28 protein-coding genes are annotated in these 26901 nt (G+C 34.7%); 13 read left to right on the top strand and 15 right to left on the bottom strand.

The window, feature by feature from the left end:
* Positions 1-243 precede the first annotated feature (243 nt).
* From KGI96_RS04045 to KGI96_RS04025, 5 genes are all read left to right on the top strand, one after another.
* A complete protein-coding gene (locus KGI96_RS04045; RefSeq protein ID WP_211596991.1) occupies positions 244-1869 on the top strand; it encodes a phospho-sugar mutase in 1626 nt (541 codons plus the stop codon).
* A 451-nt stretch (positions 1870-2320) separates the two neighbouring features.
* Positions 2321-3388 (top strand): rod shape-determining protein, encoded by a 1068-nt coding sequence (locus tag KGI96_RS04040; protein ID WP_211596990.1) that lies wholly within the window; start codon positions 2321-2323, stop codon positions 3386-3388.
* 75 nt (positions 3389-3463) lie between these two features.
* Positions 3464-4456, top strand: coding sequence for a rod shape-determining protein MreC (mreC, locus tag KGI96_RS04035; protein WP_211596989.1), 993 nt, complete (start codon positions 3464-3466; stop codon positions 4454-4456).
* On the top strand, positions 4446-4937 hold the full coding sequence (mreD, locus tag KGI96_RS04030) for a rod shape-determining protein MreD (protein WP_211596988.1): 492 nt from the start codon (positions 4446-4448) through the stop codon (positions 4935-4937). Before mreC ends, mreD begins: the two co-directional genes overlap by 11 nt.
* The gene (locus KGI96_RS04025; RefSeq protein WP_211596987.1) at positions 4934-6271 is read left to right on the top strand and encodes a replication-associated recombination protein A; all 1338 of its coding nucleotides are present in this window, start codon (positions 4934-4936) and stop codon (positions 6269-6271) included. The genes mreD and KGI96_RS04025 overlap by 4 nt, the downstream gene beginning before the upstream one ends.
* 96 nt (positions 6272-6367) lie before the next feature.
* Here KGI96_RS04025 and plsB read toward each other — a convergent pair whose 3' ends face one another.
* A complete protein-coding gene (gene plsB / locus KGI96_RS04020; RefSeq protein WP_211596986.1) occupies positions 6368-8785 on the bottom strand; it encodes a glycerol-3-phosphate 1-O-acyltransferase PlsB in 2418 nt (805 codons plus the stop codon).
* A 147-nt stretch (positions 8786-8932) separates the two neighbouring features.
* Here plsB and lexA point away from each other — a divergent pair, with 147 nt between their 5' ends.
* The gene (lexA, locus tag KGI96_RS04015) at positions 8933-9565 is read left to right on the top strand and encodes a transcriptional repressor LexA (RefSeq protein WP_211596985.1); all 633 of its coding nucleotides are present in this window, start codon (positions 8933-8935) and stop codon (positions 9563-9565) included.
* Between the two features lie 79 nt (positions 9566-9644).
* Here lexA and rpe read toward each other — a convergent pair whose 3' ends face one another.
* From rpe to KGI96_RS04000, 3 genes are read right to left on the bottom strand one after another with little or no spacing between them, the layout of a single operon-like run.
* Positions 9645-10319 (bottom strand): ribulose-phosphate 3-epimerase, encoded by a 675-nt coding sequence (gene rpe, locus KGI96_RS04010; RefSeq protein WP_211596984.1) that lies wholly within the window; start codon positions 10317-10319, stop codon positions 9645-9647.
* Positions 10320-10374: 55 nt separating this feature from the next.
* Positions 10375-10848, bottom strand: coding sequence for a transcription elongation factor GreB (greB, locus tag KGI96_RS04005; protein ID WP_211596983.1), 474 nt, complete (start codon positions 10846-10848; stop codon positions 10375-10377).
* The gene (locus KGI96_RS04000) at positions 10820-11371 is read right to left on the bottom strand and encodes a hypothetical protein (RefSeq protein WP_213156562.1); all 552 of its coding nucleotides are present in this window, start codon (positions 11369-11371) and stop codon (positions 10820-10822) included. Before KGI96_RS04000 ends, greB begins: the two co-directional genes overlap by 29 nt.
* 227 nt (positions 11372-11598) lie before the next feature.
* On the opposite strand from KGI96_RS04000, the gene KGI96_RS03995 reads away from it, so the two are divergent.
* Positions 11599-11994: a DUF2251 domain-containing protein gene (locus KGI96_RS03995; RefSeq protein WP_211596981.1), complete on the top strand. Its 396-nt coding sequence runs from the start codon at positions 11599-11601 to the stop codon at positions 11992-11994.
* Here KGI96_RS03995 and rsmA read toward each other — a convergent pair.
* From rsmA to KGI96_RS03960, 7 genes are all read right to left on the bottom strand, one after another.
* Entirely contained in the window at positions 11984-12823 is an 840-nt protein-coding gene (gene rsmA / locus KGI96_RS03990) for a 16S rRNA (adenine(1518)-N(6)/adenine(1519)-N(6))-dimethyltransferase RsmA (RefSeq protein WP_213156585.1), read from the bottom strand. The two genes, KGI96_RS03995 and rsmA, sit on opposite strands and share 11 nt — an antisense overlap.
* Before the next feature lie 162 nt (positions 12824-12985).
* Entirely contained in the window at positions 12986-13276 is a 291-nt protein-coding gene (locus KGI96_RS03985) for an HU family DNA-binding protein (RefSeq protein ID WP_306344741.1), read from the bottom strand.
* Between the two features lie 132 nt (positions 13277-13408).
* Positions 13409-14014, bottom strand: coding sequence for a YjaG family protein (locus KGI96_RS03980; RefSeq protein WP_211596979.1), 606 nt, complete (start codon positions 14012-14014; stop codon positions 13409-13411).
* Positions 14015-14030: 16 nt separating this feature from the next.
* Positions 14031-15095 (bottom strand): uroporphyrinogen decarboxylase, encoded by a 1065-nt coding sequence (gene hemE / locus KGI96_RS03975; protein WP_211596978.1) that lies wholly within the window; start codon positions 15093-15095, stop codon positions 14031-14033.
* A 22-nt stretch (positions 15096-15117) separates the two neighbouring features.
* Positions 15118-16074, bottom strand: coding sequence for a thioredoxin-disulfide reductase (trxB, locus tag KGI96_RS03970; RefSeq protein WP_211596977.1), 957 nt, complete (start codon positions 16072-16074; stop codon positions 15118-15120).
* Between the two features lie 183 nt (positions 16075-16257).
* On the bottom strand, positions 16258-17310 hold the full coding sequence (locus KGI96_RS03965; protein ID WP_211596976.1) for an AI-2E family transporter: 1053 nt from the start codon (positions 17308-17310) through the stop codon (positions 16258-16260).
* Positions 17311-17331: 21 nt separating this feature from the next.
* Complete coding sequence (locus tag KGI96_RS03960; RefSeq protein WP_211596975.1) at positions 17332-18096, bottom strand: class I SAM-dependent methyltransferase; 765 nt, start codon at positions 18094-18096, stop codon at positions 17332-17334.
* 300 nt (positions 18097-18396) lie between these two features.
* Between KGI96_RS03960 and KGI96_RS03955 the strand changes: the two genes are divergently transcribed.
* Entirely contained in the window at positions 18397-18612 is a 216-nt protein-coding gene (locus KGI96_RS03955; RefSeq protein WP_211596974.1) for a ribosome alternative rescue factor ArfA, read from the top strand.
* Positions 18613-18626: 14 nt separating this feature from the next.
* On the opposite strand, the gene KGI96_RS03950 is transcribed toward KGI96_RS03955, so the two are convergent.
* The gene (locus tag KGI96_RS03950; protein WP_211596973.1) at positions 18627-19388 is read right to left on the bottom strand and encodes a class I SAM-dependent methyltransferase; all 762 of its coding nucleotides are present in this window, start codon (positions 19386-19388) and stop codon (positions 18627-18629) included.
* Between the two features lie 232 nt (positions 19389-19620).
* Between KGI96_RS03950 and rdgB the strand changes: the two genes are divergently transcribed.
* The 4 genes from rdgB (at position 19621) to mutS (ending at position 23795) form a co-directional block, all read left to right on the top strand.
* Entirely contained in the window at positions 19621-20220 is a 600-nt protein-coding gene (gene rdgB / locus KGI96_RS03945; RefSeq protein ID WP_211596972.1) for an RdgB/HAM1 family non-canonical purine NTP pyrophosphatase, read from the top strand.
* 59 nt (positions 20221-20279) lie between these two features.
* A complete protein-coding gene (locus tag KGI96_RS03940; protein WP_306344740.1) occupies positions 20280-20723 on the top strand; it encodes a YcgN family cysteine cluster protein in 444 nt (147 codons plus the stop codon).
* 20 nt (positions 20724-20743) lie between these two features.
* Positions 20744-20989 (top strand): YrhK family protein, encoded by a 246-nt coding sequence (locus tag KGI96_RS03935; RefSeq protein ID WP_211596970.1) that lies wholly within the window; start codon positions 20744-20746, stop codon positions 20987-20989.
* A 235-nt stretch (positions 20990-21224) separates the two neighbouring features.
* Positions 21225-23795, top strand: coding sequence for a DNA mismatch repair protein MutS (gene mutS, locus KGI96_RS03930; RefSeq protein ID WP_211596969.1), 2571 nt, complete (start codon positions 21225-21227; stop codon positions 23793-23795).
* Between the two features lie 55 nt (positions 23796-23850).
* On the opposite strand, the gene KGI96_RS03925 is transcribed toward mutS, so the two are convergent.
* From KGI96_RS03925 to prmB, 3 genes are read right to left on the bottom strand one after another with little or no spacing between them, the layout of a single operon-like run.
* Positions 23851-24669, bottom strand: coding sequence for an SDR family NAD(P)-dependent oxidoreductase (locus KGI96_RS03925; RefSeq protein ID WP_211597023.1), 819 nt, complete (start codon positions 24667-24669; stop codon positions 23851-23853).
* Positions 24669-25232 (bottom strand): nitroreductase family protein, encoded by a 564-nt coding sequence (locus tag KGI96_RS03920; protein WP_211596968.1) that lies wholly within the window; start codon positions 25230-25232, stop codon positions 24669-24671. The genes KGI96_RS03925 and KGI96_RS03920 overlap by 1 nt, the downstream gene beginning before the upstream one ends.
* Before the next feature lie 41 nt (positions 25233-25273).
* Entirely contained in the window at positions 25274-26227 is a 954-nt protein-coding gene (gene prmB / locus KGI96_RS03915) for a 50S ribosomal protein L3 N(5)-glutamine methyltransferase (protein ID WP_211596967.1), read from the bottom strand.
* A gap of 87 nt (positions 26228-26314) precedes the next feature.
* Between prmB and smrB the strand changes: the two genes are divergently transcribed.
* The gene (gene smrB, locus KGI96_RS03910; RefSeq protein ID WP_211596966.1) at positions 26315-26857 is read left to right on the top strand and encodes an endonuclease SmrB; all 543 of its coding nucleotides are present in this window, start codon (positions 26315-26317) and stop codon (positions 26855-26857) included.
* Positions 26858-26901 lie beyond the last annotated feature (44 nt).

The following is a 26901-nucleotide window of genomic DNA, read 5'->3' as shown; positions in this document are numbered from 1 at the left end:
AAACTGTGGTGATATTTGTTTTTTGCATTTAATTATAGGATGTTTTTCAAACATTTTATTTCATTTTTTAATCTAAATAAGTAAAAATGTATTGAAATTTACTATAAAAGTCTTTATTTTAAGGCAAACGCTTTCTTATGACTAAAATCAAAATACGCCAAAATAAGAGTACAAACACATAAGTTTTCGTTTATAATTCAGTACACTTCTTAATTACATTTTTTAATAAAAAGGGAAAACAATATGAAAGATTTTATGAGTATTGCACAACAATGGTTAGCTCAAGATCCTGATGCGGAAACTCGTGCAGAGTTGCAGGAAATTATTGATCAAAATGATGTTAAAGAGTTGGAAGCTCGTTTTTCAGATCGTTTACAATTTGGTACGGCAGGATTACGTGGTCGTTTACAAGCGGGTTCAATGGGAATGAACCGAGTATTGGTTTGTCAAGCTGCCGCTGGTTTAGCGCGTTTCTTGTTGAAAAAAGAAAAAAATCCAACAATTGTGATTGGTTATGATGGTCGTAAAAATTCATTGCGTTTTGCACAAGATACCGCTGAAATTATGCAGGCAGCAGGCATTGAGGCTCAACTTATGCCAAGTTTACGTCCAACGCCAGTTTTAGCGTTCTCTGTTCGTCGCTTAAAAGCAAGTGCGGGTGTAATGGTAACCGCAAGCCATAACCCACCAGAAGATAACGGTTATAAAGTTTATTTAGGTGGCGAAGACGACGGTGCTCAAATTATTTCTCCTAACGATAAGTTAATTGCAGAAGAAATTCAATGGGTTGCGGATAATCAACGTGTAAATGATATTCCACGTGATACCAATTATAAAATGATCGATCAAGCAATTATTGATGAATTTATTGAGCGTACGGCAAAATTAGCGACTGCTCCAGCAACGGATTTAAGTTATGTTTATACTGCAATGCATGGTGTGGGTAAAGAAACTTTATTAAGTGTGTTAGAAAAAGCAGGCTTAGCAAAACCAACTTTAGTGGCAGAGCAGTGTGAACCAGACGGTACATTCCCAACGGTTGCATTCCCTAATCCAGAAGAAAAAGGGGCATTAGATTTAGCGATTGAAAAAGCAAAAGAAGTAAATGCAGAGTTTATCGTCGCAAATGACCCTGATGCAGACCGTTTAGCTGTTGCTGTTGCAGATGAAAATGGACAATGGGCTACGTTACACGGTAACGAATTGGGCTTATATTTAGGTTGGTTTATTGCACAACAAGCACAAGCTGAGGGTAAAAAAGGTGTATTAGCCTGTTCATTAGTATCTAGCCCATTACTTGGAAATATTGCGAAAGCGTGTGGAATGGAATATCAAGAAACATTAACAGGCTTTAAGTTTATCGGTCGTATTCCTGGTTTAATCTTTGGTTTTGAAGAAGCATTAGGCTATCTTGTAAACCCAACAGAAGCACACGATAAAGACGGTATTTCAGCAATTACCTGTTTCTTAAACTTAATTAATAGCTTAAAAGCACAAGGCAAAACATTTGCACAATATCGTCAAGAGTTTATGGAAAAGTTCGGAGCGGCAAACAGCGATCAATTAAGTATTCGTGTTGAAGATTTAAGCCGTATTCAGCGTATTCAACAAGCAGTGCGTGCTAATCCATTTAAAGAATTAGGTGGTGTAGCAGTTGAACAATATATTGATCATTTACAAACTGAAAAACAAAATGATATTTTAGTGTTCCATTTAGCTGGCGGACAACGTGTTATTTTCCGTCCATCAGGTACAGAACCTAAAATCAAAATGTATTTAGACACAACAGGCAAATCACTTGTTGAAGCAAAAGAAATTTGTGCAAATATTAAAGCAGATTTAGCCGCATTTGCGGATAGTGTTGCTTAATCGTTAATTTTCTCTCTCCTTCCCTCGCTTTTCTTCAAGCAGAGCGGTGAGGATGGATGACATAAGCTAAAAATTTCCTCTTTCGTCTGCGGGGAGGAAATTTTTGTTTTGTGTACTTTTTGAAATGTTATTACTCTTAATAGTAAAAAATCAATAGTTAAGAGTATACAGTTGTCCTAAATTAAGATTCAGAGCAAGATCATATTTTTAAACTTACAATATTTTAGTTGTTCACTGTATTTGTAAGATTGAATATTAAACAAAAACGGTTTGATTGATATTTGCTTATACTTGGAAGTTGAAAATAAATAGTTATTTTATTAGTGCGTATATTTTTGCTCTGAATTAAGCCTAATATAACACAATTATTTCATTGAATTTATAGTTAAATTTCTGTATATTTAGCAGGTTATTATTTACCTATTCTTATAATTAAAACGGATGCTAAAATATGTTAAACAAGTTTCGTGGATTATTTTCAAATGATCTTTCAATTGATTTGGGAACAGCAAATACCCTTATTTATGTAAAAGGACAAGGCATTGTTCTTAATGAACCATCAGTAGTTGCAGTACGTCAAGACAGAGCTATGTCAACTAAAAGCATTGCTGCAGTAGGTTCAAATGCAAAACTAATGTTAGGTCGTACACCCAAAAGTATTAATGCAATTAGACCAATGAAAGATGGTGTAATTGCAGATTTTGATGTGACTGAAAAAATGTTGCAGTATTTTATTAAGCAAGTACATAGTAATAATTTTTTACGTCCAAGTCCTCGTGTTGTAGTTTGTGTACCTGCGGGAGCAACGCAAGTAGAGCGTAAAGCAATTAAAGAGGCCACGATTAGAGCGGGAGCCAGAGAGGTTCATCTTATTGAAGAGCCTATGGCTGCAGCAATTGGAGCAGGATTACCTGTTCACGAAGCAACAGGTTCAATGGTTATTGATATTGGTGGTGGAACAACAGAAGTTGCGGTACTTTCATTAAATGGTATTGTTTTTTCTTCTTCAGTAAGAATTGGTGGAGATAAGTTTGATGATGCTATTATCGCTTATGTTCGTCGTAATTTTGGTTCTGCAATTGGTGAAACAACGGCTGAAAGAATTAAAAAAGAACTTGCAACGGCTTATATTATCAAAGATGAAGATGGTGGTTGTAGTCAAATCAGAACAACAGATGTTCACGGACATAATCTTGCTGAGGGAGCACCAAGAAAATTTGAATTAACCTCTAAAGATGTGCTTGAAGCGATTGAGCAGCCTTTAAATGGTATTGTTGATGCGGTGAAAGGCGTGTTAGAACGTTGCCCTCCAGAGCTTGCTGCAGATATTTTTGAACGAGGAATGGTATTAACTGGTGGTGGAGCATTGTTGAAAAACTTAGATATTTTACTTTCAGAAGCTTGCGGTGTCCCTGTTATTGTTGCTGAAGATCCTCTTATTTGTGTTGCACTTGGTGGTGGAAAAGCATTAGATATCATTGATATGCACGGTGGTGATATTTTCCTTGATGATAATTAAACTATTATTAACAGTAGTTGGTAGTGGAAAAATCGCCATTACCAACTCCTTTTATAATTTCATTTCTCTATTGTAATGAAGCTAATATTTTCCAAGTTGCCTTCACTAGGCGTTCGTTTATTTTTTGCCATTGTTTTTTCTATTGCGTTAATTGTATCTGATGGTCGTAGTAATATGATAATTCAAGTACGTAACGTGTTGGAAACAACAGTGAGTGTGTTGTATTATTTTGCAAATACCCCTCGAATTATTCTTGATGGAGTCAGTAATAATTTTATTGATAGTTCCAAATTACAGCTAGAAAATAAAATGTTAAAAGAACAACTTCGAGAGAAAAATGCGAGTTTATTACGTTTTGAACAATTAAAAGTTGAAAATCAACGTTTACGGTTACTCTTAAGCTCTCCGCTACGTCAAGATGAATACAAAAAAGTAGCTGAAGTGCTTACAGCTGAAATAGATACTTATCGTCAGCAAGTTGTGATTAATCAAGGGCGACAAAGTGGTGTATTTATAGGACAGCCTGTTATTGATGAGTTGGGTATTGTTGGGCAAGTGATTTCTGTAGGGGAAACGACTAGTCGAGTGTTATTGATTACCGATTCTTTACATTCAATTCCTGTACAGGTATTACGAAACGATGTGCGTACTATTATTAATGGTTCTGGGCAGAATAACGAACTATTCATTGATGCTTTACCTCGAACTGTAGATATAGTAAAAGGTGACATTTTAGTTACCTCAGGCTTAGGTGGACGTTTTCCAGAAGGGTATCCTGTTGCGGTGATTGAGTCAGTTTCAAATACAAGAAAAGCACATTTTGCTCGTATTGTTGCTCGTCCATTGGCTTCATTTAATCATTTGCGTCATTTATTACTCTTATGGCCAACAAACGAAGAGTTACGCAACATTAAAAAACTTTCTGCACAAGATGTGAGAAATGTAGTTAATGAACGTCGTACTTTTGCTAATCCATTATCTTATTCAAAACCAACAACAAAAATAAAAATACAGGTAAAATTACCAGAGCCAGAAAAAGGACAAGGAATAACGAATAATGAAAACTAATATTATTTTTAAGTTATCTGTATTGTTTATTATTTTTATCATAGCTTTTATTCTAGAAATAATGCCATGGCCAACAAATTTACAGGGGCTTAGACCTGCTTGGGTTGTGTTATTAACTATTTATTGGGTTCTTGCATTACCTCAAAAAATTAATATTGGTACTGCTTTTGTTATTGGCATTGTGTGGGATCTTGTTCTTGGTTCGGTACTTGGCATCCATGCTCTGGTACTTTCTATTGCCATTTATGTAATTGCAAAACACCATCTTATTCTACGGAATATGTCATTATTACTTCAAGCAATACTAGTAATGGGTTATGTGGCTCTTATTAAAATAATGATATTCTTTGTAGAATTAATTTTACATAATGTGAGTTTTCATTCTCAAGAGTTACTCGGTGCTGTTATTAGCGGTTTACTATGGCCGTGGATTTATCTTTTAATGCGACAAATTCGTCGAGGTCTTTGGTTAACAGAATGAGTAGTTTAGCGTTTGATTTTTCAGATGATTTTCGTCCTCTTTCCGCAAGAATGCGTCCTCGTGATTTAAGTGAATATATTGGACAATCTCATCTTATTAATAAAGATAAACCTTTATATAAAGCGATAGAAAAAGGGTATGCCCATTCTATGATCTTCTGGGGACCTCCGGGTACAGGAAAAACAACCTTAGCAGAAATTATAGCCCATCATTTAGATGCTGAAGTTGAAAGACTTTCTGCAGTAACCAGTGGTATAAAAGAAATTCGAGAAGCGATAGCAACAGCTAAAATAAATAAACAAACAGGTAGACAAACATTGCTCTTTGTTGATGAAGTTCATCGTTTTAATAAAAGTCAGCAAGACGCTTTTTTACCTCATATTGAAGATGGCACTATTATTTTTATTGGAGCAACTACTGAAAATCCTTCTTTCGAGCTAAATAATGCCTTGCTTTCACGTACTCGAATTTATATTCTAAAATCTCTTACGGATACAGAAATTCTACAAGTATTGACTACTGCTTTAAATGACAAAGAAAGAGGTTTAGGTGGGCAATCTTTTTTGATTAAAGATGACGTGCTTACTTTATTAGCTGATTATGTAAATGGAGATGCTCGTTTTGCATTGAATTGCTTAGAGTTAATGTCAGATATGGCAATACAGCAAGGCAAAGATAAAATTTTAGATAAAATATTGCTAACTGAAGTATTAGGAGAGCGACAGGCTCGTTTTGATAAAGGCGGTGATCGTTATTATGATTTAATTTCTGCACTCCATAAATCGATTCGAGGTTCATCACCGGATGCCGCTTTATATTGGTATGCCCGTATTTTAACAGTAGGCGGTGATCCTCTTTACGTCGCACGTCGATTATTGGCAATTGCTTCAGAGGATATTGGCAATGCAGATCCAAGAGCAATGCAAATTGCGATTAATGCTTGGGATTGTTATACTCGAGTGGGTGCTTATGAAGGTGAAAGAGCGATTGCTCAAGCGGTTATTTATTTAGCCGTTTCTGCAAAAAGTAATGCGGTTTATACTGCTTTTAATGAAGCAAAACGCCTTGTTGAAGAAACTAAAGATTATGATGTTCCTCCTCATTTACGTAATGCGCCAACAAAATTAATGGAAAATCTTGGTTATGGAGCAGAGTATCGTTATGTCCATAATGAACCTAATGCTTATGCAGCAGGTGAAAGCTATTTTCCTGTTGAGTTAAAAGACACACAATTTTACCACCCAACCGAGCGTGGTTTAGAAAAACAAATCAAGGAAAAACTAGACTGGTTGAATATACAGGATCAGCAAAGTAATGAAAAGCGTTATAAATAAGCGGTATCATTTCTAATTTAACTAATATTATAATACCGCTTGAACTATTTTTATTTACTCATATTCTCTTAGTCTCAAATAGAGTAAGAGAATTTTTTATTGATTATTTTCATCTAACTTAGCCATTGTTCCTTGAATAGAGAATTGAATTTCACTTGAAATGAGTCCTTGTAATAAAGTAATGGTTTCTTCAGCTTTATTAAAATTAGGTTTATTTTCATTATCAAAATATCCCTGTCTTTTTAAACTAGAAATAAAGGTTGAGAATAATGCTTTATCAAAAAATTCTGGGGCATTAATACCATGTAGCACAGATAAACGTTGTGCAATAGAACAACTTTTTGTTTCTAATTCAGAGCGACTAATTTCTGTTTGTTCCATCAATACTATTAAGCTAATATAGTAACGTTGTAATTGCTCTCGAATTCCAGCAGAATAAAGTTGTAATGTTCTGACTTGATGACGGTTAATCATTAACATATCACTTTCATTTCTTATCACACCCTGACGAGTAAATTCACTAATAATTGCTTCAACATAATGATTAAGAGATATTTTATCAAAGCGTAAAAATAGTTCTGCTTTTAAGAATGGATAAATACGCTTGATAATTTGAATAACAAGATCTTTAGATACAGCTTCGTGGTGTAATACGATATTAGCCACTAAAGAAGGTAATACAAATAAATGTTGAATATTATTACGATAGTAGGTCATCAATACGGCTGACTCACGATCGAGACGAAGGATATCTCCAAAACTATCTTTTTCAACTAAAATACCTGAACGAGGTAAACTAATTACGTGTTCTAATAACTCAGTCGCAGATTCTAAAGGAATAGTGATATCTGTTGAATAATGAGCATTTTGCAATAATTGTAAATAACTTTCTATTTGTTCTAGTAATTGCTCTTTGGTTAATGAACGCTGACGAGAGTTAAGTAATGCGGTTCCTACTAAATTTTTTGCATTAACAGCTGCAGCATTATTAATATGAGTCATTACGAGATCTGCAACATCAGTTACGGCACTATTGAACCACTGTGGACGTTCATTTCCAAACTCTTCTTTCCACTGTGGATGGTGATCATTGAGATAATGGTTAAGTTGAATAGGTTCACCAAAATTAACAAATCCTTGTCCCAAATTACGTAATTTTTTAATTACTCTAAATACTAAAGCTACATTTTCTTTTTCTTTTTTTGCACCTCTTAACTCTTTGGCATAAGTATCTACTTCGAGTACGTGTTCATAACCAATGTAAACAGGTACAATTGAGATAGGGCGAGTCGCACCTTGAACCGCTCTTAATGTCATTGCCATCATTCCAGTTTTTGGTGAAAGTAAGCGACCAGTACGAGATCGCCCTCCTTCAATAAAATATTCAACAGAGTAACCTCTATGGAATAATTCAGCTAAATATTCACGGAAAATAGTAGAATACAGTCGATTACCATTAAACGTTCGACGAATAAAGAATGCTCCCCAACTACGAAATAGTGGTCCAGCAGGCCAAAAGTTAAGATTAATACCAGAGGCAATATGCGGAGGGACCAAACCTTCGTGGTATAATAAATAAGAGAGTAGTAAATAGTCCATATGACTACGATGGCAAGGAATATACACAATTTCGTGTCCATCCAAGGCTAATTTACGCACACGATCGGCATTTTGCACAGTGATACCTTGATAAAGTTTATTCCACAGCCAACTTAAGAACCGATCTGCAGCTCGTAAACTGTTATAGTTTACTTTTGCCGCAATTTCATTCATTATTTTTTCTGCTTCTTTACGTGCTTTTTCAGGTGAACTTTTGGGTTTCTTTGCTTCTTCTTCAATTGCCGCTAAAATACTTGGTGTTTGCAATAATTTATTAAACATTGCCTGACGATTTGGTAGTTGAGGCCCTGTTGCAGAGTAACGTTGCTTAGCAAAATGCATTCTAGCTACACGAGAGAGCTTATGGGCAATTTTAGTATCAGAACCATGTTCATTAGCCATATAACGGAGTGAAACCGCTTGTGAAAAACGGATAAAGTTATCACGACCAAACCACAGCATTGCGTTTATACGTTGAAAGAAACTTAAAAAACGTAAATTTGCAGCATTTTCTTTACCTGGAGATCGTCCCCACAGTACTGAAGTTGGTAAAACTTGTACATCAAGTTCTTTATTATCTTGATGTAAAGTTAAGTATTGATTAAAAATAGCTTGAGTTTTCACATTTTCTTTATTTTTAAAAAATAGACAGCCTTGATCTAAAAAAACAAAACGAGGCAAAGATGAACCCATTAAATTATTATTTTGTAAGGGATCAGGAAGATTTAAACTTAAGCAATGCTTTTGTAAAATTAACAAATCAGTTTGAGAAGAATAGGGTAAAACATAAATAAATGGTTGTTCTAGGTTTAACCCTAGTTCCTTTATTGGATCTTCTGGAATTGCTCGAGATTTCACTAATAAAGAAAGAGGTAGTTGTAATACTTTACGATAAAGAGTGAATAATTTAGACATTCAGTCATCCTTTTTATATAAAAATAAATTCTGTAAATATTAGCATAAAAATTTATTTTGATCTGTAATTTCTTGGTTGCAAATATTATTATACTGTATATAATGCCAATATTATCTGTATATAAAAACAGTAGGGAGAAAACTAGTATGCAACGCCAACCCTTAACACAACGTCAACAACAAATTTTTGATTTTGTTAAATATCATATTGAAGAAACAGGAATGCCACCAACACGAGTAGAAATTGCTCGTGAGATTGGTTTTAAATCACCTAATGCTGCAGAGGAGCATTTGAAAGCTTTAGCTCGTAAGGGGTATGTTGAAATTTTATCAGGTACTTCAAGAGGTATTCGTTTATTAGTTGATGAAAAAGAGCAAGAAAGTGAAGAAATTGGATTACCTTTAATTGGAAAAGTGGCTGCTGGGGAACCTATTTTAGCTATTGAAAATATTGAAAATCATTATCCAGTTAATGGAGAAATGTTTTCACCTAGTGCGGATTACTTATTAAAAGTTAATGGTAATTCAATGGAAAATATTGGTATATTAGATGGTGATTTACTGGCTGTACATAAAACTAATACTGTCCGTAACGGTCAGGTTGTTGTGGCTAGAATTGATGATGAAGTTACCGTGAAACGGTTAGAAAAGAAAGGTAATATACTTTATTTGCATCCTGAAAATGATGAGCTTGAAACCATCGTTGTCGATCCTTCACAACAATATATTGAAATTGAAGGGCTAGCAGTAGGTATTATTCGTAATAATTCTTGGATGTAAAGTATTTGATCTTTTCTATTTTATTCATCTCTTCTAAATTATTCTTAGAAGAGATGATTTTTTAAGAAAAATAAATAGATTAAATGGTTGTCAGTTGCTGACGCATTTCATCAATAACAGTTTTATAATTAGGTTGGTCAAAAATAGCAGATCCAGCAACAAACATATCTGCTCCTGCTTTTGCTATTTCAGCAATATTATTAATTTTAACTCCACCGTCTACTTCTAAACGAATATCAAAGCCGCTTTCATCAATCATTTTACGAACTTGTTTTAATTTATCTAAGGTTGCAGGAATAAATGATTGACCTCCAAATCCCGGATTGACTGACATTAATAAAATAACGTCGACCTTATCCATTACATAATCTAAATAGCTTAGAGGAGTGGCTGGATTAAACACCAAGCCCGATTGACAGCCATTGTCTCTAATTAGTTGTAAGGTACGATCAATATGAACAGCCGCTTCTGGATGAAAGGTAATATAATTTGCTCCAGCCTGTGCAAACTCAGGAATTAAACGATCGACAGGGCTTACCATTAAATGGACATCAATTGGTGCTGTAATACCGTAATCACGTAATGCCTTACAAATTGCAGGTCCAAAGGTTAAGTTTGGCACAAAGTGATTATCCATTACATCAAAATGGATCACATCCGCCCCTGCATTTAAGACATCTTTTACATCATCACCTAAACGAGCCAGATCAGCTGAAAGAATTGAAGGTGCAATTAAAAAAGGTTTTTGGTTCATTTTTTTCTCCAAAATAATTAAACTGGAATTTAGGTAAAATAGTATTTATTAATACTTATTTATACCAAATTTTATTTACATAAAGGGTTACTTTTCCTGATGGTGTTTCAACTTGAACTTCATCATCAACCTGCTTACCAATTAAGGCTCGAGCAACAGGAGAATCTACTGAAATCCAATGTTTTGCAGGATCAAATTCATCACAGCCTACAATACGATATTGATTAATTTCACCGTCGTCATTTTCAAGTTCAATCCAAGCACCAAAAAAAATTTTACCTTCTTGAGAAGGGGAATAATCCACAATTTTTAATACATCTAAGCGTTTACTCAAAAATCTTACTCGGCGATCAATTTCACGTAGGCGACGTTTTCCATAAATATATTCTGCATTCTCACTACGATCTCCCAATGCAGCAGCATCAGATACCGCTTGAGTGACTTGAGGACGTTCCACTTTCCATAAGAATTTAAGTTCTTGATCTAAAGTATGCCACCCTTCACGAGTAATATAAGGGGATTTTGCCATTATAAATAGCCTTCTTCAATCTTTGTTTTCTTTTTTTGCTCAGGTTTTTATTCGTATCTAATTTATCTAAAAATTGATTGAATTTATCCATTTGCTTTTTTAATGGTTTGGTTACTTTATCGATATCAATTTCATTGATTTTATCAGTCAATTTTTCAGTCGCTTTAGCAACATCAATTTGATTAATTTTATCTGATAATTGTTTTGTGACTTGCTCCACTTTACTTTCCATCACATCTGCCAATTTATTTGCGGCATTCAGTGTTGCTTTTTTTGCCTCTTCCACTTTTTGGTAATAGTTCGGTGTTTTATTTTCAGTGGTTAAATCTGCAGGAGTTTGTTGTTTTTCAGTTTTTGCAAATTCTTGTTCAGAAGTGACCGCTTCTATTTTATCTTGTTTCTGAATGTGTGGTTGGGCTTGCTCAACTTTTGGTTGTTCAGTATTAACTGTACTTTTCTGTTCTTCATTACAAGCTACTAAGCTAAGGCTTAAAAGCAGTAATATTGCTAAATTATTTTTCACTATATATTCCTATTTTGAGGCTATGCTGGATACGATAAATACGGATTGATTTTAACATACTCCCATTGTTGTACAAAATGTAAAACTTTATTCTATTATGAAAACTTACACAGAATGATAAAGTTATCGATTGTAGAGTATGAAGTTATTTAATTTGATTATTGATGTTTGGTTATTAAGTGATAAACTATTCACCATTTATTACAAATCTCAAAACAGGAAAGAGGATGTTACATTTAGTACTTGAAGATAAACTATTTATTGGGCAAACCAAACAAGTTGGCGTGCATTCCACACAACACGACAACTTAGTGGTTATTTTTGAAGATGACGGTGAAACAGGTTATTTTTATGCTTTAAACCTAAATAATGTAACACAGCCAGTGGTAGATGCATTACATATTTATAATGTTGATGCTACAAAAGAAAGAGAGCAAGCAAGAAAACTCCAAATCTGCTGGGATGAAAGTGGTTATCAAGCCTACTTGTTCGTGAATGATTATCCGCACGCCAGTTTTGATTTTAATGGTTTAGTCGGATATAACCATAACAAATTCCCAGAGCCACAACCTGAAACAATGTGGACGCATAAAGAGATCACAGATTTAGATGTTAATATTTAATATCTTGGTTGTCATATAGCCAGTTTGCTAATGAAACATAGTCAGCAAGACTAAGGTTTTCAGCTCTTGCTTGTAAATTCATTCCTAGTGCTTCCAATTGATCCGCTGTAAAGAGTTGAGAAAGAGAATTTCGCAATGTTTTACGGCGTTGATTAAACGCTTGTGTCACCACTCGATTTAAATAACTAATATCTTTAACTGGGTAGGGAAGTATCGTATGAGGTACAAGACGGACTACCGCAGAATCAACTTTAGGTGCGGGTTTAAATGCGGATGGAGGCACTTCTAAAACAGGAATAATCTGGCAATAATATTGTGCCATTACCGTTAAACGTCCGTAAGTTTTACTATTCGGTGCTGCACATAGGCGTTTTACCACTTCTTTTTGCAACATAAAGTGCATATCTTGAATAAGATCGTGAAAGGTTAATAAATGAAAAATTAAAGGTGTTGAAATATTGTAAGGTAAATTTCCAAATATTCTAATGCCATTGTTTTCATTTAGATTTAAGGTTGCAAAATATTCACGAAAATTAAAATTTAAGGCATCTTGCTCAATAACAGTGAGTTTTTGATTCAGAAAGGGATGATGGCGTAAACGTTTGGCTAAGTCACGATCAAGCTCTATAACTGTTAATTTGTCAACTTGCTCAGCAACAGGTTCTGTTAACGCTCCTAAACCTGGTCCAATTTCTATTAAAAAATCACTATTTTGTGGATTAATCGCTGCAATAATATTATGAATAACATCTTGATCTTGCAAAAAGTTTTGACCAAAACGTTTACGAGCAGTATGCCCTAAGTGTTTTTTAGAATTTGATGACATTATGTACCTAAATTAGAATAAATAAAATATTAAAGACATTATAACGCAATCAATAAAAAATATCCTTACATTAACGTAATGAACTTCTCTTAATTCGACTTTTAAATATAAAAAAACCTAAAAACAAAGATATTGCTTTTAGGCTTAATTATTTTAGTATAAAACTTATTTTACTAATTCTTTTAATGATTTACCTGCAGTGAATGCTGGAACATTAGATGCTGCAATTTGGATAGCTTCTTTAGTTTTTGGGTTACGACCAGTACGTGCTTTACGATGGTTTACTTTAAAAGTACCAAAACCGATAAGTTGTACTGGTTCACCTTTTTTAAGGCTACCAGAAATCGCTTCTAAAGTTGCTTCTAGTGCTGCTTTAGCTTGTTTTTTATTTAGATCTGCACCGCTAGCGATAGCATCGACCAATTCACTTTTATTCATATGTGTATCCTCTTCAATTTGATTTTAAAAGAAAATCTAAGCTCATTTAAGTATTGGAGCTAGTAATTTTGCATAACTGCGATGCTTAGGATAATAGAAACTTAGCAATAATCAAAGTAAATAATGCAAAAAATATGATAAATATCACATTTACTGCTTAAATTTTAATCCAATGTTACTAATTCCACTCTCTCTAAGCTGATTTTTAAGCTCTAGTAGTAGATCAACGTCTCTTTTTTCGCATTCTTTCAACTCTCGATAAACCCACCACTGCAAATCTAATTCTTGTTCAATTTCAGGCAACGCCTTCAATTCTTGTTCATTAAATTCACAGTCTTCTAAGGTTTCTAAGTAAGAAATAATCGTTGAAATTGAAATTTGGCTCACTAAAATAGATTGTTCTAAATGTTCGCCAGCAATAATGCTATGCAATAATTCAGCCACCGCTTTACACGCATCTTCAGCAGGAAATACACCGTAAAAATCAAATTCATTCGTATCAGGAATAATTTCTTCCAATTTTTGAAGTTGATTTTCAAAGTTGATCTTTACCCCTTTAATGGTTAAATATTCCCACACAAGATTTAAAATATTTTGCAAAACTTTGGCATTATTTGACCGCTCATCATATTTGGGATATGCCACATCACAGAAAAGTTGAAAGTTCGGTAACATTCTTTCACAAATGCAAAGCATAAAAGTTAAATGTTGCCACGTTTCAAAACGTTCAATGCGTTTATGGATAGGATTTTTCATTTTATATTCCTAATGATTATTTATGGAATGGTTGCGAATATTGATGAATCGCATCAACGAATATTTTTGGACTTTCCACAGGTACATCTTGATGAATGCCGTGTCCAAGATTAAAAATATGTCCTGTACCTTGTCCAAAATCCGTTAAAATCTGTTTAACTTCTTGTTCAATACGCTGTGGGCTTGCGTAAAGCACGCTCGGATCCATATTGCCTTGTAAAGCGACTTTATGTCCTACTCTGGCACGAGCATCGCTTAAATTTATCGTCCAATCTAATCCAATTGCATCACAACCTGTTTCAGCAATCTTTTCTAACCATAATCCGCCCCCTTTGGTAAATAGGGTTACAGGTACTTTACGCCCCTCATTTTCACGGGTTAAACTATTTACGATTTGGTGCATATATTGTAATGAGAAGTCTTGATAATCACGATGAGCAAGCACACCGCCCCAAGTATCAAAAATCATCACAGATTGCGCCCCTGCTTTGATTTGAGCATTCAAATAAGCGGTCACATTTTCTGCTAATTTTGCAAGTAACAAGTGAAGTGTTTGTGGATCGCTATACAACATTTTCTTAATTTTAGTAAATGCTTTTGATGAACCGCCTTCCACCATATAAGTCGCTAACGTCCAAGGGCTACCTGAAAAGCCAATTAACGGTACATCGCCTTTTAATTCTTGACGAATTTTACGCACCGCATTCATCACATATTGCAACTCTACTTCGGGATCAACCACACCTAATTTTTCAACGTCAGATTTAGATTGCACAGGACGTTCAAATTTTTGACCTTCGCCTGCTTCAAAATATAAGCCTAATCCCATTGCATCTGGCACAGTTAAAATATCTGAGAATAAAATGGCGGCATCTAAATTATAACGGCGTAAAGGTTGTAAAGTAACTTCACACGCAAGCTCCGTATTACGACATAACGACATAAAATCGCCAGCTTGTGAACGAGTTTCTTTATATTCAGGTAAATAACGCCCTGCCTGACGCATCATCCACACTGGCGTCATATCTACTTCTTCTCTTAATAAGGCTCTCAGATAGCGATCATTTTTTAATTCAGTCATTGTTTATTCCTCTTATTTTTTATTATTTTATTTCTTGTGCATCTAAAAATCTTTCCGCATCTAATGCCGCCATACAGCCCGTTCCCGCAGATGTAATTGCTTGACGATATTGATGATCCATTACATCGCCTGCCGCAAATACCCCTTCCACGCTCGTTGCCGTCGCATTACCGTTTAAGCCTGAATTAACCACAATATAGCCGTTATTAAGTGCTAATTGATTTTCAAAAATAGCCGTATTTGGCGAATGTCCGATTGCAATAAAGAGACCGTCCACTTTCACTTCTTCTACGCTATCATCTTTGGTTGATTTAATTTTTGCCCCTGTTACGCCCATATTATCGCCTAGCACTTCTTCAAGGGTGCGATCGGTGTGTAAAATAACTTTGCCTTCTTCAACACGTTTCATTAAACGATCGACAAGGATTTTTTCACATCGGAATGAATCACGGCGATGAATTAAATGTACTTCTGAGGCAAGGTTAGATAAATACAACGCCTCTTCCACCGCCGCATTTCCGCCCCCTACAACCGCAACTGGCTTATTGCGATAGAAGAAACCATCACAAGTTGCACAAGCTGATACACCACGTCCTTTAAAGGCTTCTTCTGATTCTAAACCTAAATATTTTGCTGACGCCCCCGTTGCAATAATTAACGCATCACAAGTAAAGGTATTTGAATCCCCTTTTAAGTTAAAAGGACGTTTTGATAAATCAACGGTATGAATATAATCAAACACCACTTCTGTTTCAAATTTTTCAGCGTGAGCGAGCATTTTATTCATCAATTCCGTGCCAGTAATTTGCTCAAATTCCCCCGGCCAGTTTTCAATTTCGTCCGTTGTGGTTAATTGACCACCTTGTTGCATACCCGTTACTAAAACAGGGTTTAAGTTTGCACGAGCCGCATAAATTGCTGCTGTGTAGCCTGCTGGTCCTGATCCTAAAATCAATAATTTACAATGTTTTGTTGTCATAATTTGTCCTTATAATTCAGTTATAATTGTATTGTTTATTCTAGCGTATTTGTTATTTATTTGTAATGAAAATAGGTTTGAGTTTATTGTTGGAGTAGATGAATAATTATACATAAAGTATGTGATTACCTTGATTATTTGGTAACAAATGAGTATTACTTTTTTACTCATAAAAATGTTATGTCACTCAACCACTGGTAAAGCATTAATCACCGCTTTAATCAAGGTTGCTAAAGGAATAGCAAAAAAGACACCCCATAATCCCCATAATCCACCAAAAATAATGACAGCAATAATAATTGTTAACGGATGTAAATTGACGGCTTCTGAGAATAAGAAAGGAACCACAATATTTCCATCAAGTAGTTGACTAATTGCAAAAGCAAGCAGTAAGTAATAAAAATCAGGAGATAATCCAAATTGGAATAATGCTACTAATGCAATAGGAATAGTCACCAAAACAGCCCCAATATAAGGAACTAAAACAGATAGTCCTGCAGCAACGGAGAGTAATAGTGGATAACGTAATCCAAATGTAAGTAAAATAAAATAGGTGACAAAGGCAACAATTAAAATTTCAAGAAATTTTCCTCGAATATAATTGGCGATTTGTAATTGCATTTCTGTCCAAACACGAGCAGCAAGACTGCGATCTTTGGGCATAAAGCGAAGAAAAGATTGTACAAAAAGGTGTTTATCTTTGAGTAAGAAAAAGACCATTAAAGGGACTAAAAAAGAGTAAATGCCTATTCCTACAATGCTAATAATGGAGTTTAATGAAAGAGTAAGTAATGAGTCACCAAAACCTAAAATTTTCTGTTGTAATGATGTCATCAAAGAATCAAGCATCGCATAACTGATTAAATCAGGATAAAGCTCTGGTAACGTTTGTAACCATTCATTAAGAGAGTTTAGCATTGATGGTAAGTCTTTTAAGAATGTGGTTGTCTGATTCCACAAACTTGGTAGCAGTACCATAAAAAGAAAAACAGATAATGAAATGGAACTTCCGAGAACAATAATTAAACTAATTAGTCGGGGTAATTTTAAATTTTGCACCAAAAAGTGAATAGGCCATTCTAGTAAATATGCAAAGACGATAGCAACAAGTAGTGGCATTAATAAATTACTAAAGAAATAGATAATACCAAAACCTACAAACAAAATACCCAAAAGTACAGCAGTTTGAGGATCGGAAAACTTTTTTCTATACCAGTTCTGTAACAGGTCAAACATATTTACCTTCTCTTCTTTTGGTTATTTTTGACTACAAATTGCAATAAATTCGAGCTTATTTTCTGCATCTCGGAATGCTTTTAACATTTTAATAAAAGATTTATTATTTTTTGTTTTTAATGCATTACCAATAATCTTTAATACACCAGCAAAACCTTTGTAATCAATTAATCCTTTTGGAGAAAATAGTGAAATTTCTCCTGAAAATGTTTCTACATTACGAAATCCAGATTGTTTAAAGGTTTCTTTCCATTCAGATTTTGTTAAAGGTGCGATAGTGGCTTGAATCGCTTCTTCTAATTCCGTAATCACTTCTTCTGCTTCACTTTTTGTTGTTTCCAGCATAATATCGTGAGTGAGGAATAAACCATTTGGTTTTAGTACTCGCAAATACTCCTCTAATACTTGTTGTTTCATCTCTTTTGGTAACAGCGTTAGCATTAGATCGTTTGCAATAATATCAAATTGATTATTCTCAAAAGGTAATTTAAGAATATCTCCCTGAATAAGCGTAATTAAATCTGCAACCTTTTTACTTTCAGCGACATTTTTATGTGCTTTTTTTAGAATTTCTTCATCACAATCAATTGCAGTAATATGACAACCAAATTTTGATGCTAAATAGATTGCAGTTGATCCATTGTTACAGGCAATATTTAAGACTTTTTTGTCTTTATTAAAATCACCATTCGCCATTAACCATTCGTTTGCCACTCGACCACCAGGGTAGAAATGTGTTTTACCCAAACGAGTTAAAAAATCATATCCCATTTTTTCTTTGTCCATAAAAACCTCACATATTGTAAAATTTTGTTATTATCTCACCGCTTGTATATCGTATTATAAACGTTTTTATTATTGTTATATACTAGATTAAGGCATATTGTCAATTTTAATTCAGCTCAAACATAGACAATAAAATTTTATAAATATTTTTGATTTTTGTTCTATATTGAAACGTGAGTATTTAATTGTACAACTATTTTTTAAAATGTGTAAAAAAATAGAAAAATCATACCGCTTATAAAAATTTCTGGATATGATATACTGTATAAGTTAGTCAATGTGAAATAATAAGGAGTGAAAATGGCTAAAATAAGTTATGCTCATCAACGAGGTGAGATAAAAGAAAGCATAATTAAAGCAATGGTAAATGATCCATTATTTAGAACTCGCATAGTAAAAAGTAAGAAAGGCAAGGGGAGTTATCAGCGTAAACAAAAACACCGACAAGCATTCTCGAAAGGTGAAAGCCCATTTAAAAGTAATCTAAATAGACTATTTTCAAATGGGCTTTTTTAATTGATAATCTGTTGTTATTTAAGTTTTTGGCTACGAACAGCAATAAACCCTAATTTTTTATCAGGAGAATTGAATATTTTGAACATTTTTTTAAAGATAGCAAAATTTTCTCTTTTGAACGCATTACGAATAATTTTTAAAGTGCCTAAAATACCTTCATCATAAATTAATCCTTTAGGCGAGAGCAGTGTCATATCGCCAGAAAAAGAGTTAACTTGCTCGAAACCACAATTTTGGAAAAAATCCTCCCAATATTGCTGGGTAAGAGGGGTGACGGTAATGTTGATCGCATCACGTAATTCAGCAACAGTTTTTTCTGCATCATTTGTATTTAACATTACATCGTGAGTAAGGAGAATACCATTTGGTTTCAGTACTCTAAAATATTCACTGATCGCTTTTTTTTTTGCAGTAATAGGTAGCATCGTCAACATTGCTTCATTAATAACAATATCAAAGCTGTTATCCTCAAAAGGAAGTTTGGTTGCATTACCTCGCATTACTTTCACTAAATGTTCAACTTTTTCTGCAGTAATATTTTTGCGTGCTTTTTCTAACGCTGTTTCATCTAAGTCAACTCCAGTAATTTGACAACCATACTGTTTTGCTAACTGAATTGCGGTTGTTCCCATATTACAAGCAACTTCAAGCACTTTTTTATCTTTATTGAAATCTCCTTGTGCGATTAACCAATCTGTTGCGAGTTTACCACCCGGACGAAGACGAGTTTTACCTAGACGAGCTAAAAAATTGTGTCCAATTTCTTCTTTTTTCATATAAAGAGACCTTAATTGAATAATAAACAATCGCCTGATATTAACTGATTTTGAGAATTATTTGTAGTTATTTTTTGAGTTTTTGGATTTTACTATTTTTACGTTTACGTCTATTTGAAGTTAGGGATAATTTTTTATGAGAATAGCGGTATGATATAAGTTAAAATTTGCAAATATGCTTAATTATCTTCAAAATAGCCATAAATAACTAAATTTTTAGAGGAAGCTAAAGATGAAAAAAACAAAAATTGTATTATTAGCAACAGGTAATCTTGGTAAAGTTAAAGAAATGCAAGATGTGTTGAGTGAGTTTGGTTTTGAAGTTGTGGCTCAAAGTGAATTTGGTATAAGCTCACCTGAAGAAACGGGGCTTACTTTTGTTGAAAATGCAATTTTAAAAGCCCGCTATGCCAGTGAAAAAACAGGGTTACCTGCACTTGCAGATGATTCTGGTTTATCTGTTGAAGCGTTAAATGGAGCACCGGGTTTATATTCTTCTCGTTATGCTGGAGAAGAGGGCAATGATATTGCTAACCGTAAAAAATTAATCGAAGAGTTAGCGGATATTGAGGCGAATAAACGTGGGGCAAAATTTGTGAGTTGTATTGTGTTTTTACAACATCCTATGGATCCGACACCTAAAATTGCAATAGGGGAGTGTTTTGGTGAAATTTTACGAGAAGAGCGTGGCTCCCACGGATTTGGCTATGATCCGTTATTTTTCTATCCACCTAAAAATTGTACCTTTGCAGAGATGGAAAGTGTAGAAAAGAAAAAAATCTCCCATCGAGCAATGGCGTTGGCGTCGTTAAAAAAACAATTAGATAAATAAAGCGTTGTTTTTAAGACATCGTTTTATAAAGAACAGTTTTGGAGTAAAATTTGCAAAATATTGAAAGGATCGCACCGCTATTTTGGGAGCATAAAACGTTAACTGAAATGAATAATGCTGAATGGGAAGCATTATGTGATGGTTGCGGTAAGTGTTGTTATCGTAAGTATATTCAAGGACGAGGTAAACGAGAAAAACTCTATTTTACTCGGATCGCCTGTAATCAGCTTGATGTGGAAACAGGGCGATGTATGAATTATATGACACGTTTTCAATTAGAGGATGATTGCACGAAACTCACCAAAAAAAATCTGCCTGATTTTAAATGGTTACCCTCAACCTGTGCCTATCGCTTACTTTACGAGGGGAAATCGTTGTTTGATTGGCATCCTTTAATTTCTAATAATCCGCATTCAGTTAAAAATGCGGATATTTTCATTAAAAATGGTATTCACGAAAAAGATGTGATTGATTGGTTTGAGTTTGTGATTGATGAAGAATAAAACATAAAGGAAATAATTAAATGATGAATTTAGATTTAAAACAACAACATATCATTATTCAGCGACGATATGAAATATTAGGAGCAATTAACGATTTGTTTATTGCAATTTGGTTTTTAATTGGAAGTTTTTTCTTTTTATCCGATTCTTTGGTGACAAGTGGTACTTGGCTATTTATTGTGGGAAGTGCTCAATTATTGATTAAACCTACTTTAAAACTGATTAGTTTAATTCACGTGAAAAAAGTTTATGATAAATATGCATAATTATTCAACAGAGTATACCTTGTTTTTCTAAAAATACTGATGATGAAACGGTTGAAAAATTTGAAGAATATGGTGATAACTCAAATCTTAGGCAAGGAGATGCTATATTCTAACAAACTCACGTATCGTTGTGGGTTTTTATGTTATTATAGCGGTATTATTTTTCATATAATTTACCAATAAAAAATATTAACCTATTGAATTAAATAGGTTTAATTATAAATGGATACTCAAAATGACAAACTTAAACACTCATACGCCAATGATGAAACAATACTTCACATTAAAAGCAGAACATCCTGATGTGCTGTTATTTTATCGTATGGGGGATTTTTATGAGTTGTTTTTTGATGATGCAAAGAAAGCCTCAAAATTGTTAGGTATTTCACTGACCAAAAGAGGGAAATCGGCAGGCGAGCCAATTCCTATGGCAGGTGTGCCTTATCACGCAATTGAGGGTTATTTAGCAAAATTAGTACATCTTGGTGAATCTGTTGCTATTTGTGAGCAAGTGGGCGATCCTGCCACGAGTAAAGGACCGGTTGAGCGTAAAGTGGTGCGTATTGTGACACCTGGGACAGTCAGTGATGAAGCCTTGTTGCCAGAACGTCAAGATAATCTTATAGCAAGTGTTTATATAGAAAATGGAATTTATGCACTGGCATTATTGGATATGACATCAGGGCGTTTTTTGATCAATGAATTGCCAAGCCGTGAAAGTTTAAGTGCGGAGTTACAACGAGCCCAGCCTGTTGAAATTTTATACCCTGAAACCTTTTCTGAAATGGATTTGATTGAGCATTACAAGGGCTTACGTCGTCGTCCGATTTGGGAATTTGAATTAGTCACAGCGATAAATTTGCTAAACCGTCAATTTGGTACGCAAGATTTAAAAGGTTTTGGGGTAGAAAAATCTATTGTGGCGTTATGTGCCGCTGGCTGCGTGTTGCAATATGCCAAAGAAACCCAACGCATCGCATTGCCACATATCAATAGCATTCATTTAATTCAAAACAGTGACACCATTTTATTAGACGCAGCCACTCGCCGTAATTTAGAATTAACCCAAAATTTAGCTGGTGGCACGGATAATACCCTTGCTCACGTATTAGATCACTGCGTTACCCCGATGGGAAGCCGTTTGTTAAAACGTTGGATCCATCAGCCTATTCGTGATGTAGTAAAACTAAAAAACCGTCAGCAAAATATTCAGACGTTACTTGATCATAATTTGATTGAAACTTTACAGCCGTTACTACATCAAGTGGGTGATATGGAACGAATTTTGGCACGTGTTGCCCTGCGTTCAGCACGTCCACGAGATTTAACTCGTTTACGCACTGCGTTGGCTCAAATTCCAGAAATTGTAAATTTTACCCAAAATCTAACCGCTAGTTTAACTCAAAATATCAATCAAATTGCGGATTTTAGCGATCTTCATTTTTTATTGGAGAGAGCAATTGTTGAGGCTCCACCACAATTAGTGCGAGATGGCGGTGTGATAGCGACAGGCTATAATGAAGAGTTAGATGAATGGCGTTCCCTCGCTGATGGGGCAACACAATATCTTGATGATTTAGAAATTCGTGAGCGTGAGACGACAGGGATTGATACCTTAAAAATCGGTTTTAATGCGGTACACGGTTACTATATTCAGATCAACAAAGGGCAAAGTGACAACGCACCAATTCATTATGTCCGCCGTCAAACCTTAAAAAATGCCGAGCGTTATATTATCCCTGAATTAAAAACCTATGAAGATAAAGTGTTGAAAGCGAAAGGGGCATCTCTTGCGTTAGAAAAACGTCTTTATGAGGATTTGTTTGATCAACTGTTGCCACGCTTGGGCGAGTTACAGCTAGCGAGTATGATTTTAAGCGAATTAGATGTGCTAACCAACCTTGCCGAGCGAGCAGAAAGTTTAAATTATGTCGCACCGACTTTTACGGCTAATCGCACCATTAACATTAAACAAGGTCGCCACCCAGTGGTAGAAAATGTGCTAAAAGCCCCTTTTATTGCAAACCCAGTGTTTTTAAATGAGCAACGCCATTTACTTGTGGTCACTGGTCCAAATATGGGTGGTAAAAGCACCTATATGCGACAAATAGCCTTGATTACTTTAATGGCACATATCGGAAGTTTTGTCCCTGCTGAAAGTGCTGAAATTGGAATTATTGATCGTATTTTTACGCGTATTGGTGCGTCTGATGATCTTGCCTCTGGACGCTCGACTTTTATGGTAGAAATGACCGAAATGGCGAATATTCTTCATCAAGCAACGGCGAATAGTTTAGTGCTGATTGATGAAATTGGACGTGGTACTTCAACCTATGATGGCTTATCCCTCGCTTGGGCGTGTGCGGAATGGTTAGCACAAAAAACGCGTTCTTTAACCTTGTTTGCGACCCATTATTTTGAATTAACCAGCTTACCAGAGCAATTAAAAGGGGTGGCGAATGTGCATTTAGATGCACGTGAACATAATGATAATATTGTGTTTATGCACGCTGTACAAGAGGGGGCAGCAAGTAAAAGTTATGGTTTAGCGGTGGCTTCTTTGGCTGGCGTACCTAAACAAGTGGTTAAATTAGCCAAACAGAAATTAGCGACCTTAGAACAAATTTCATTTCAAACGACAGATTTAAATAAAAATCCACAAGAAAGTTTGTTTGAAGTGATAAATCATGAAGAAGAGCCACAAGCAATATCACCAGCAATAGAGATATTAAAGAGTGTTAATCCAGATGAATTAACACCTAAGCAAGCGTTAGAAATGTTATATCAGTTAAAGCAAGAGATATAATAAAGAACGTTGCTATACGCTATCATTCAGTTAATACTTACGTTAAGTATATTTTTTACTCCGCTGATTTTCTACAAATAAAATCAAATACAGATGTGGGTAAAATGCGTTTTAGTATCCAAAACAGTTTTGTTGGAAAAGTCACCCTATAGCGAGCTTTGGGTTTCTTGGTATTTAATATTTTTAAACATACTTCTGCACAAGCACTTGGTGGCAAAGCAAAAGGATTTTTATTTTCTTTCGTATTAAAGTATTTGATATGTTTTTTATAAGTTTTTTGATGCACTGAATTACTTACATCTAGTTTCTCAAACTGTTTTTTACTGTTTGAACGGAAATTACTTTGTATAGGACCGGGTTCAATAAGGCTTACAAAAATATCAGTATTTGCTAATTCTAAACGTAATGTATCTGCCATTCCCTCTACCGCAAACTTAGTGCTGTTATATGCTCCTCTAAACGGCATTGCAGCAAATCCTAAAATACTGCTGGTAATAATGATTTTACCGTATTTTTGTTGGTGAAATATTTTTAACGCCTCATTCATTACTTCCCAAACGCCAAATACATTGGTTTCAAAAATTGCTTGTAAATCTTGACGTGAGACATCTTCGACCATACTTGGTAGGCCGTAACCTGCATTGCAAAAAACTGCATCTAAGTGACCGCTTGTCTGAATGCTTTCAAAGGCACTATGAATTTGTTCAGAATTATTTACATCCAGTAATAAAGACTCAAACCCTTCTTGTTGTAGGCGAATAACATCTTCTTGCTTACGGCAACTTGCAAAGACTTTCCAGCCTTGTTGTTTGAGTAGTTTGGCTGTTTCATAACCGATACCAGAAGAGCAGCCTGTAATTAAAATTGTTTTCATCATTTGATATAACTCACAAAAGATTCAATGGCTTCACTTTGAGAAGTGGTCGAAATTTGCTCTTGTTCAGCAGACTTACCTATTCTGACTAATGCAATGATTTTATCTTTTTCGGTACAGCCAAATGCGTGACGTAATGCAGAACCTTCAACCCATTTATTGGTGATCCAGCAGGTTTCAAAACCTTGAGCATTAGCGGCAAGTTGCATAGCATAAGTTGCACATCCAGCAGTGAGCATTTGTTCCCATTCTGGAATAGGTTTCTTATCACTATATTTACACACAACGCCAATAATCATCGGTGTTGTACTGGTGATACTTTCTGCTGTATCTAAACAACTACTTCCCATATCAAACTCATTAACCGTTGCAATTAAATGCTGTTTTAATTGAGGCATTCCACTTTTATCAATCACAACAAAATGATAAGGTTTTAATAGACCGTGATCAGGGGCTCTTAAGGCTGCTTTTAAAATATGGTCAAGTTCTGCTTGGTTTGGTGCAACATCATTAAATTTTCTTGATGAGCGACGATGTTGAAGTAAGTGTAAAGTACTATTCATATTCTATATCCTTTAAAAATTTAACGCTATAGTAGTGCTAACTATTTTTGGAACGCTTCTTGGTGAGCTAATAATTGCTCTTTATTTAAACTAAACACACCTAATCCACCGTGTTCAAATTCAATCCAGTTAAATGGAACCTCTGGGTATTGTTCTATTAAATGAACCATAGAATTTCCGACTTCACAAACAAGTGAACCGTGATCGGCTAGGTAATTAGGTGCCGTGGCTAGGATACGTTTCACCAATGTTAAACCATCAACGCCAGAACCTAATGCTATTTCTGGTTCGTGATGATATTCTTCTGGCATATCTTCTAAATCTTCTTTATCTACATAAGGAGGATTGGTGATAATAAGATTATATTTATCTTGAGGTACATTATCGAACAGATCAGATTGAATAGGAATAACACGTTCACTCATTTTGTGGTATTCAATATTCATTTCTGCCACATTTAATGCCTCTGTAGATAAATCAACGGCATCAATATCCGCATTTGGAAATTGTTCTGCACAAGCAATAGCAATGCAGCCACTTCCCGTACACATATCTAAAATACGAAGAGGTTCAGAATGAAGAATTCCTGCAAAACGGTTTTGAATTAATTCTGCAATAGGGGATCTTGGCACGATCACTCGTTCATCAACATAAAATTCTAATCCAGCAAACCACGCACAATGAGTGAGATATGCAATAGGTTTACGCCAGCCTAAACGCTGTTTTACCATACTGATAATACGTGATTTTTCCGTTAATGTTAAACGAGTATCAAATAGTTTCTCTGGTATATCAGAAGGTAAATGTAATGCGGCTAAAATAAGTTGTTGAGCTTCATCCCAAGCATTATCATAACCGTGTCCATAATAAAGATCTGATGCATTAAAGCAACTGTATGCCCAACGCATAAAATCTAATGTAGTTTGTAGTTCATCCGCAACGTTTGATTGTTGAATTTCATCTAAAAGTTCAAGATTGTATTTATATTCTGACATTAATTTTTTCCCAATTTGAAATTTAATCTATTTATACCATATTTTGCTTTGTGTTAGAATGGTATAGTTAATTTAAAAGGAAATAAAATGTTAAATGATGATGAGTTATCTTTGTTTAAAGAAGCCGTAAAAGGTATCAAAAAAATTAAACAAGATACAGTAGTAATAAAAAAACAAACACCTCAAAAAGCAGTTGAATTAAAAGAACAAAAAGAGAAAGCGGATACATTATTTTATTTTTCTGATGAATATGAACCCTTGTTAACGGAAGAAAATGAAAAAGTAAAATATCGTCGTGAAGATGTTTATCCTTATTTGTTAAAGCAACTACGTCGTGGTGATTTTTCTCCTGAGCTTTTTTTAGATTTACACGGTTTGACCAGAAAACAAGCTAAAATGGAATTGGCCAGTCTTATTTTAGCCTGTGAGAAAGAAGGGGTGTTTTGTGCGAGTATTATGACAGGATACGGCACTTTTGCATTAAAAAGACAAATTCCTCGTTGGTTAGTGCAACACCCTAAAATAATGGCATTACATCAAGCCCCACGAGAATGGGGTGGCGATGCAGCTATTTTGATTTTAGTTGAGCAAAGCCATCAATTTTCACCATTTAAAAAAGATTTGAAATGATCCGCTACTGTATAAATGTTATACTGGTTTCTTTTGGATCATAA

The sequence above is a fragment of the Phocoenobacter atlanticus subsp. cyclopteri genome, from assembly GCF_018343795.1.
Lineage (GTDB): Bacteria > Pseudomonadota > Gammaproteobacteria > Enterobacterales > Pasteurellaceae > Phocoenobacter > Phocoenobacter atlanticus.
The sequence above is the reverse complement of the archived record's forward strand: the minus strand, read 5'-3'. Positions and strand labels throughout refer to the sequence as shown.

Bases quoted from the DNA above. Each gene is read 5' to 3' on its own strand.
- KGI96_RS03950 (WP_211596973.1), bottom strand. From the start codon at position 19,388: ATGAAAAAAGAAGAAATTGGACACAATTTTTTAGCTCGTCTAGGTAAA.
- KGI96_RS04040 (WP_211596990.1), top strand. From the start codon at position 2,321: ATGTTAAACAAGTTTCGTGGATTATTTTCAAATGATCTTTCAATTGAT.
- smrB (WP_211596966.1), top strand. From the start codon at position 26,315: ATGTTAAATGATGATGAGTTATCTTTGTTTAAAGAAGCCGTAAAAGGT.
- hemE (WP_211596978.1), bottom strand. From the start codon at position 15,095: ATGACTGAATTAAAAAATGATCGCTATCTGAGAGCCTTATTAAGAGAA.
- plsB (WP_211596986.1), bottom strand. From the start codon at position 8,785: ATGTCTAAATTATTCACTCTTTATCGTAAAGTATTACAACTACCTCTT.
- KGI96_RS03925 (WP_211597023.1), bottom strand. From the start codon at position 24,669: ATGAAAACAATTTTAATTACAGGCTGCTCTTCTGGTATCGGTTATGAA.
- mutS (WP_211596969.1), top strand. From the start codon at position 21,225: ATGACAAACTTAAACACTCATACGCCAATGATGAAACAATACTTCACA.
- KGI96_RS03955 (WP_211596974.1), top strand. From the start codon at position 18,397: ATGGCTAAAATAAGTTATGCTCATCAACGAGGTGAGATAAAAGAAAGC.
- KGI96_RS03920 (WP_211596968.1), bottom strand. From the start codon at position 25,232: ATGAATAGTACTTTACACTTACTTCAACATCGTCGCTCATCAAGAAAA.
- KGI96_RS03965 (WP_211596976.1), bottom strand. From the start codon at position 17,310: ATGTTTGACCTGTTACAGAACTGGTATAGAAAAAAGTTTTCCGATCCT.
- greB (WP_211596983.1), bottom strand. From the start codon at position 10,848: ATGGCAAAATCCCCTTATATTACTCGTGAAGGGTGGCATACTTTAGAT.
- rpe (WP_211596984.1), bottom strand. From the start codon at position 10,319: ATGAACCAAAAACCTTTTTTAATTGCACCTTCAATTCTTTCAGCTGAT.
- KGI96_RS03960 (WP_211596975.1), bottom strand. From the start codon at position 18,096: ATGGACAAAGAAAAAATGGGATATGATTTTTTAACTCGTTTGGGTAAA.
- KGI96_RS04025 (WP_211596987.1), top strand. From the start codon at position 4,934: ATGAGTAGTTTAGCGTTTGATTTTTCAGATGATTTTCGTCCTCTTTCC.
- mreD (WP_211596988.1), top strand. From the start codon at position 4,446: ATGAAAACTAATATTATTTTTAAGTTATCTGTATTGTTTATTATTTTT.
- lexA (WP_211596985.1), top strand. From the start codon at position 8,933: ATGCAACGCCAACCCTTAACACAACGTCAACAACAAATTTTTGATTTT.
- KGI96_RS03980 (WP_211596979.1), bottom strand. From the start codon at position 14,014: ATGAAAAATCCTATCCATAAACGCATTGAACGTTTTGAAACGTGGCAA.
- prmB (WP_211596967.1), bottom strand. From the start codon at position 26,227: ATGTCAGAATATAAATACAATCTTGAACTTTTAGATGAAATTCAACAA.
- rdgB (WP_211596972.1), top strand. From the start codon at position 19,621: ATGAAAAAAACAAAAATTGTATTATTAGCAACAGGTAATCTTGGTAAA.
- KGI96_RS03995 (WP_211596981.1), top strand. From the start codon at position 11,599: ATGTTACATTTAGTACTTGAAGATAAACTATTTATTGGGCAAACCAAA.
- mreC (WP_211596989.1), top strand. From the start codon at position 3,464: ATGAAGCTAATATTTTCCAAGTTGCCTTCACTAGGCGTTCGTTTATTT.
- KGI96_RS03935 (WP_211596970.1), top strand. From the start codon at position 20,744: ATGATGAATTTAGATTTAAAACAACAACATATCATTATTCAGCGACGA.
- KGI96_RS04045 (WP_211596991.1), top strand. From the start codon at position 244: ATGAAAGATTTTATGAGTATTGCACAACAATGGTTAGCTCAAGATCCT.
- trxB (WP_211596977.1), bottom strand. From the start codon at position 16,074: ATGACAACAAAACATTGTAAATTATTGATTTTAGGATCAGGACCAGCA.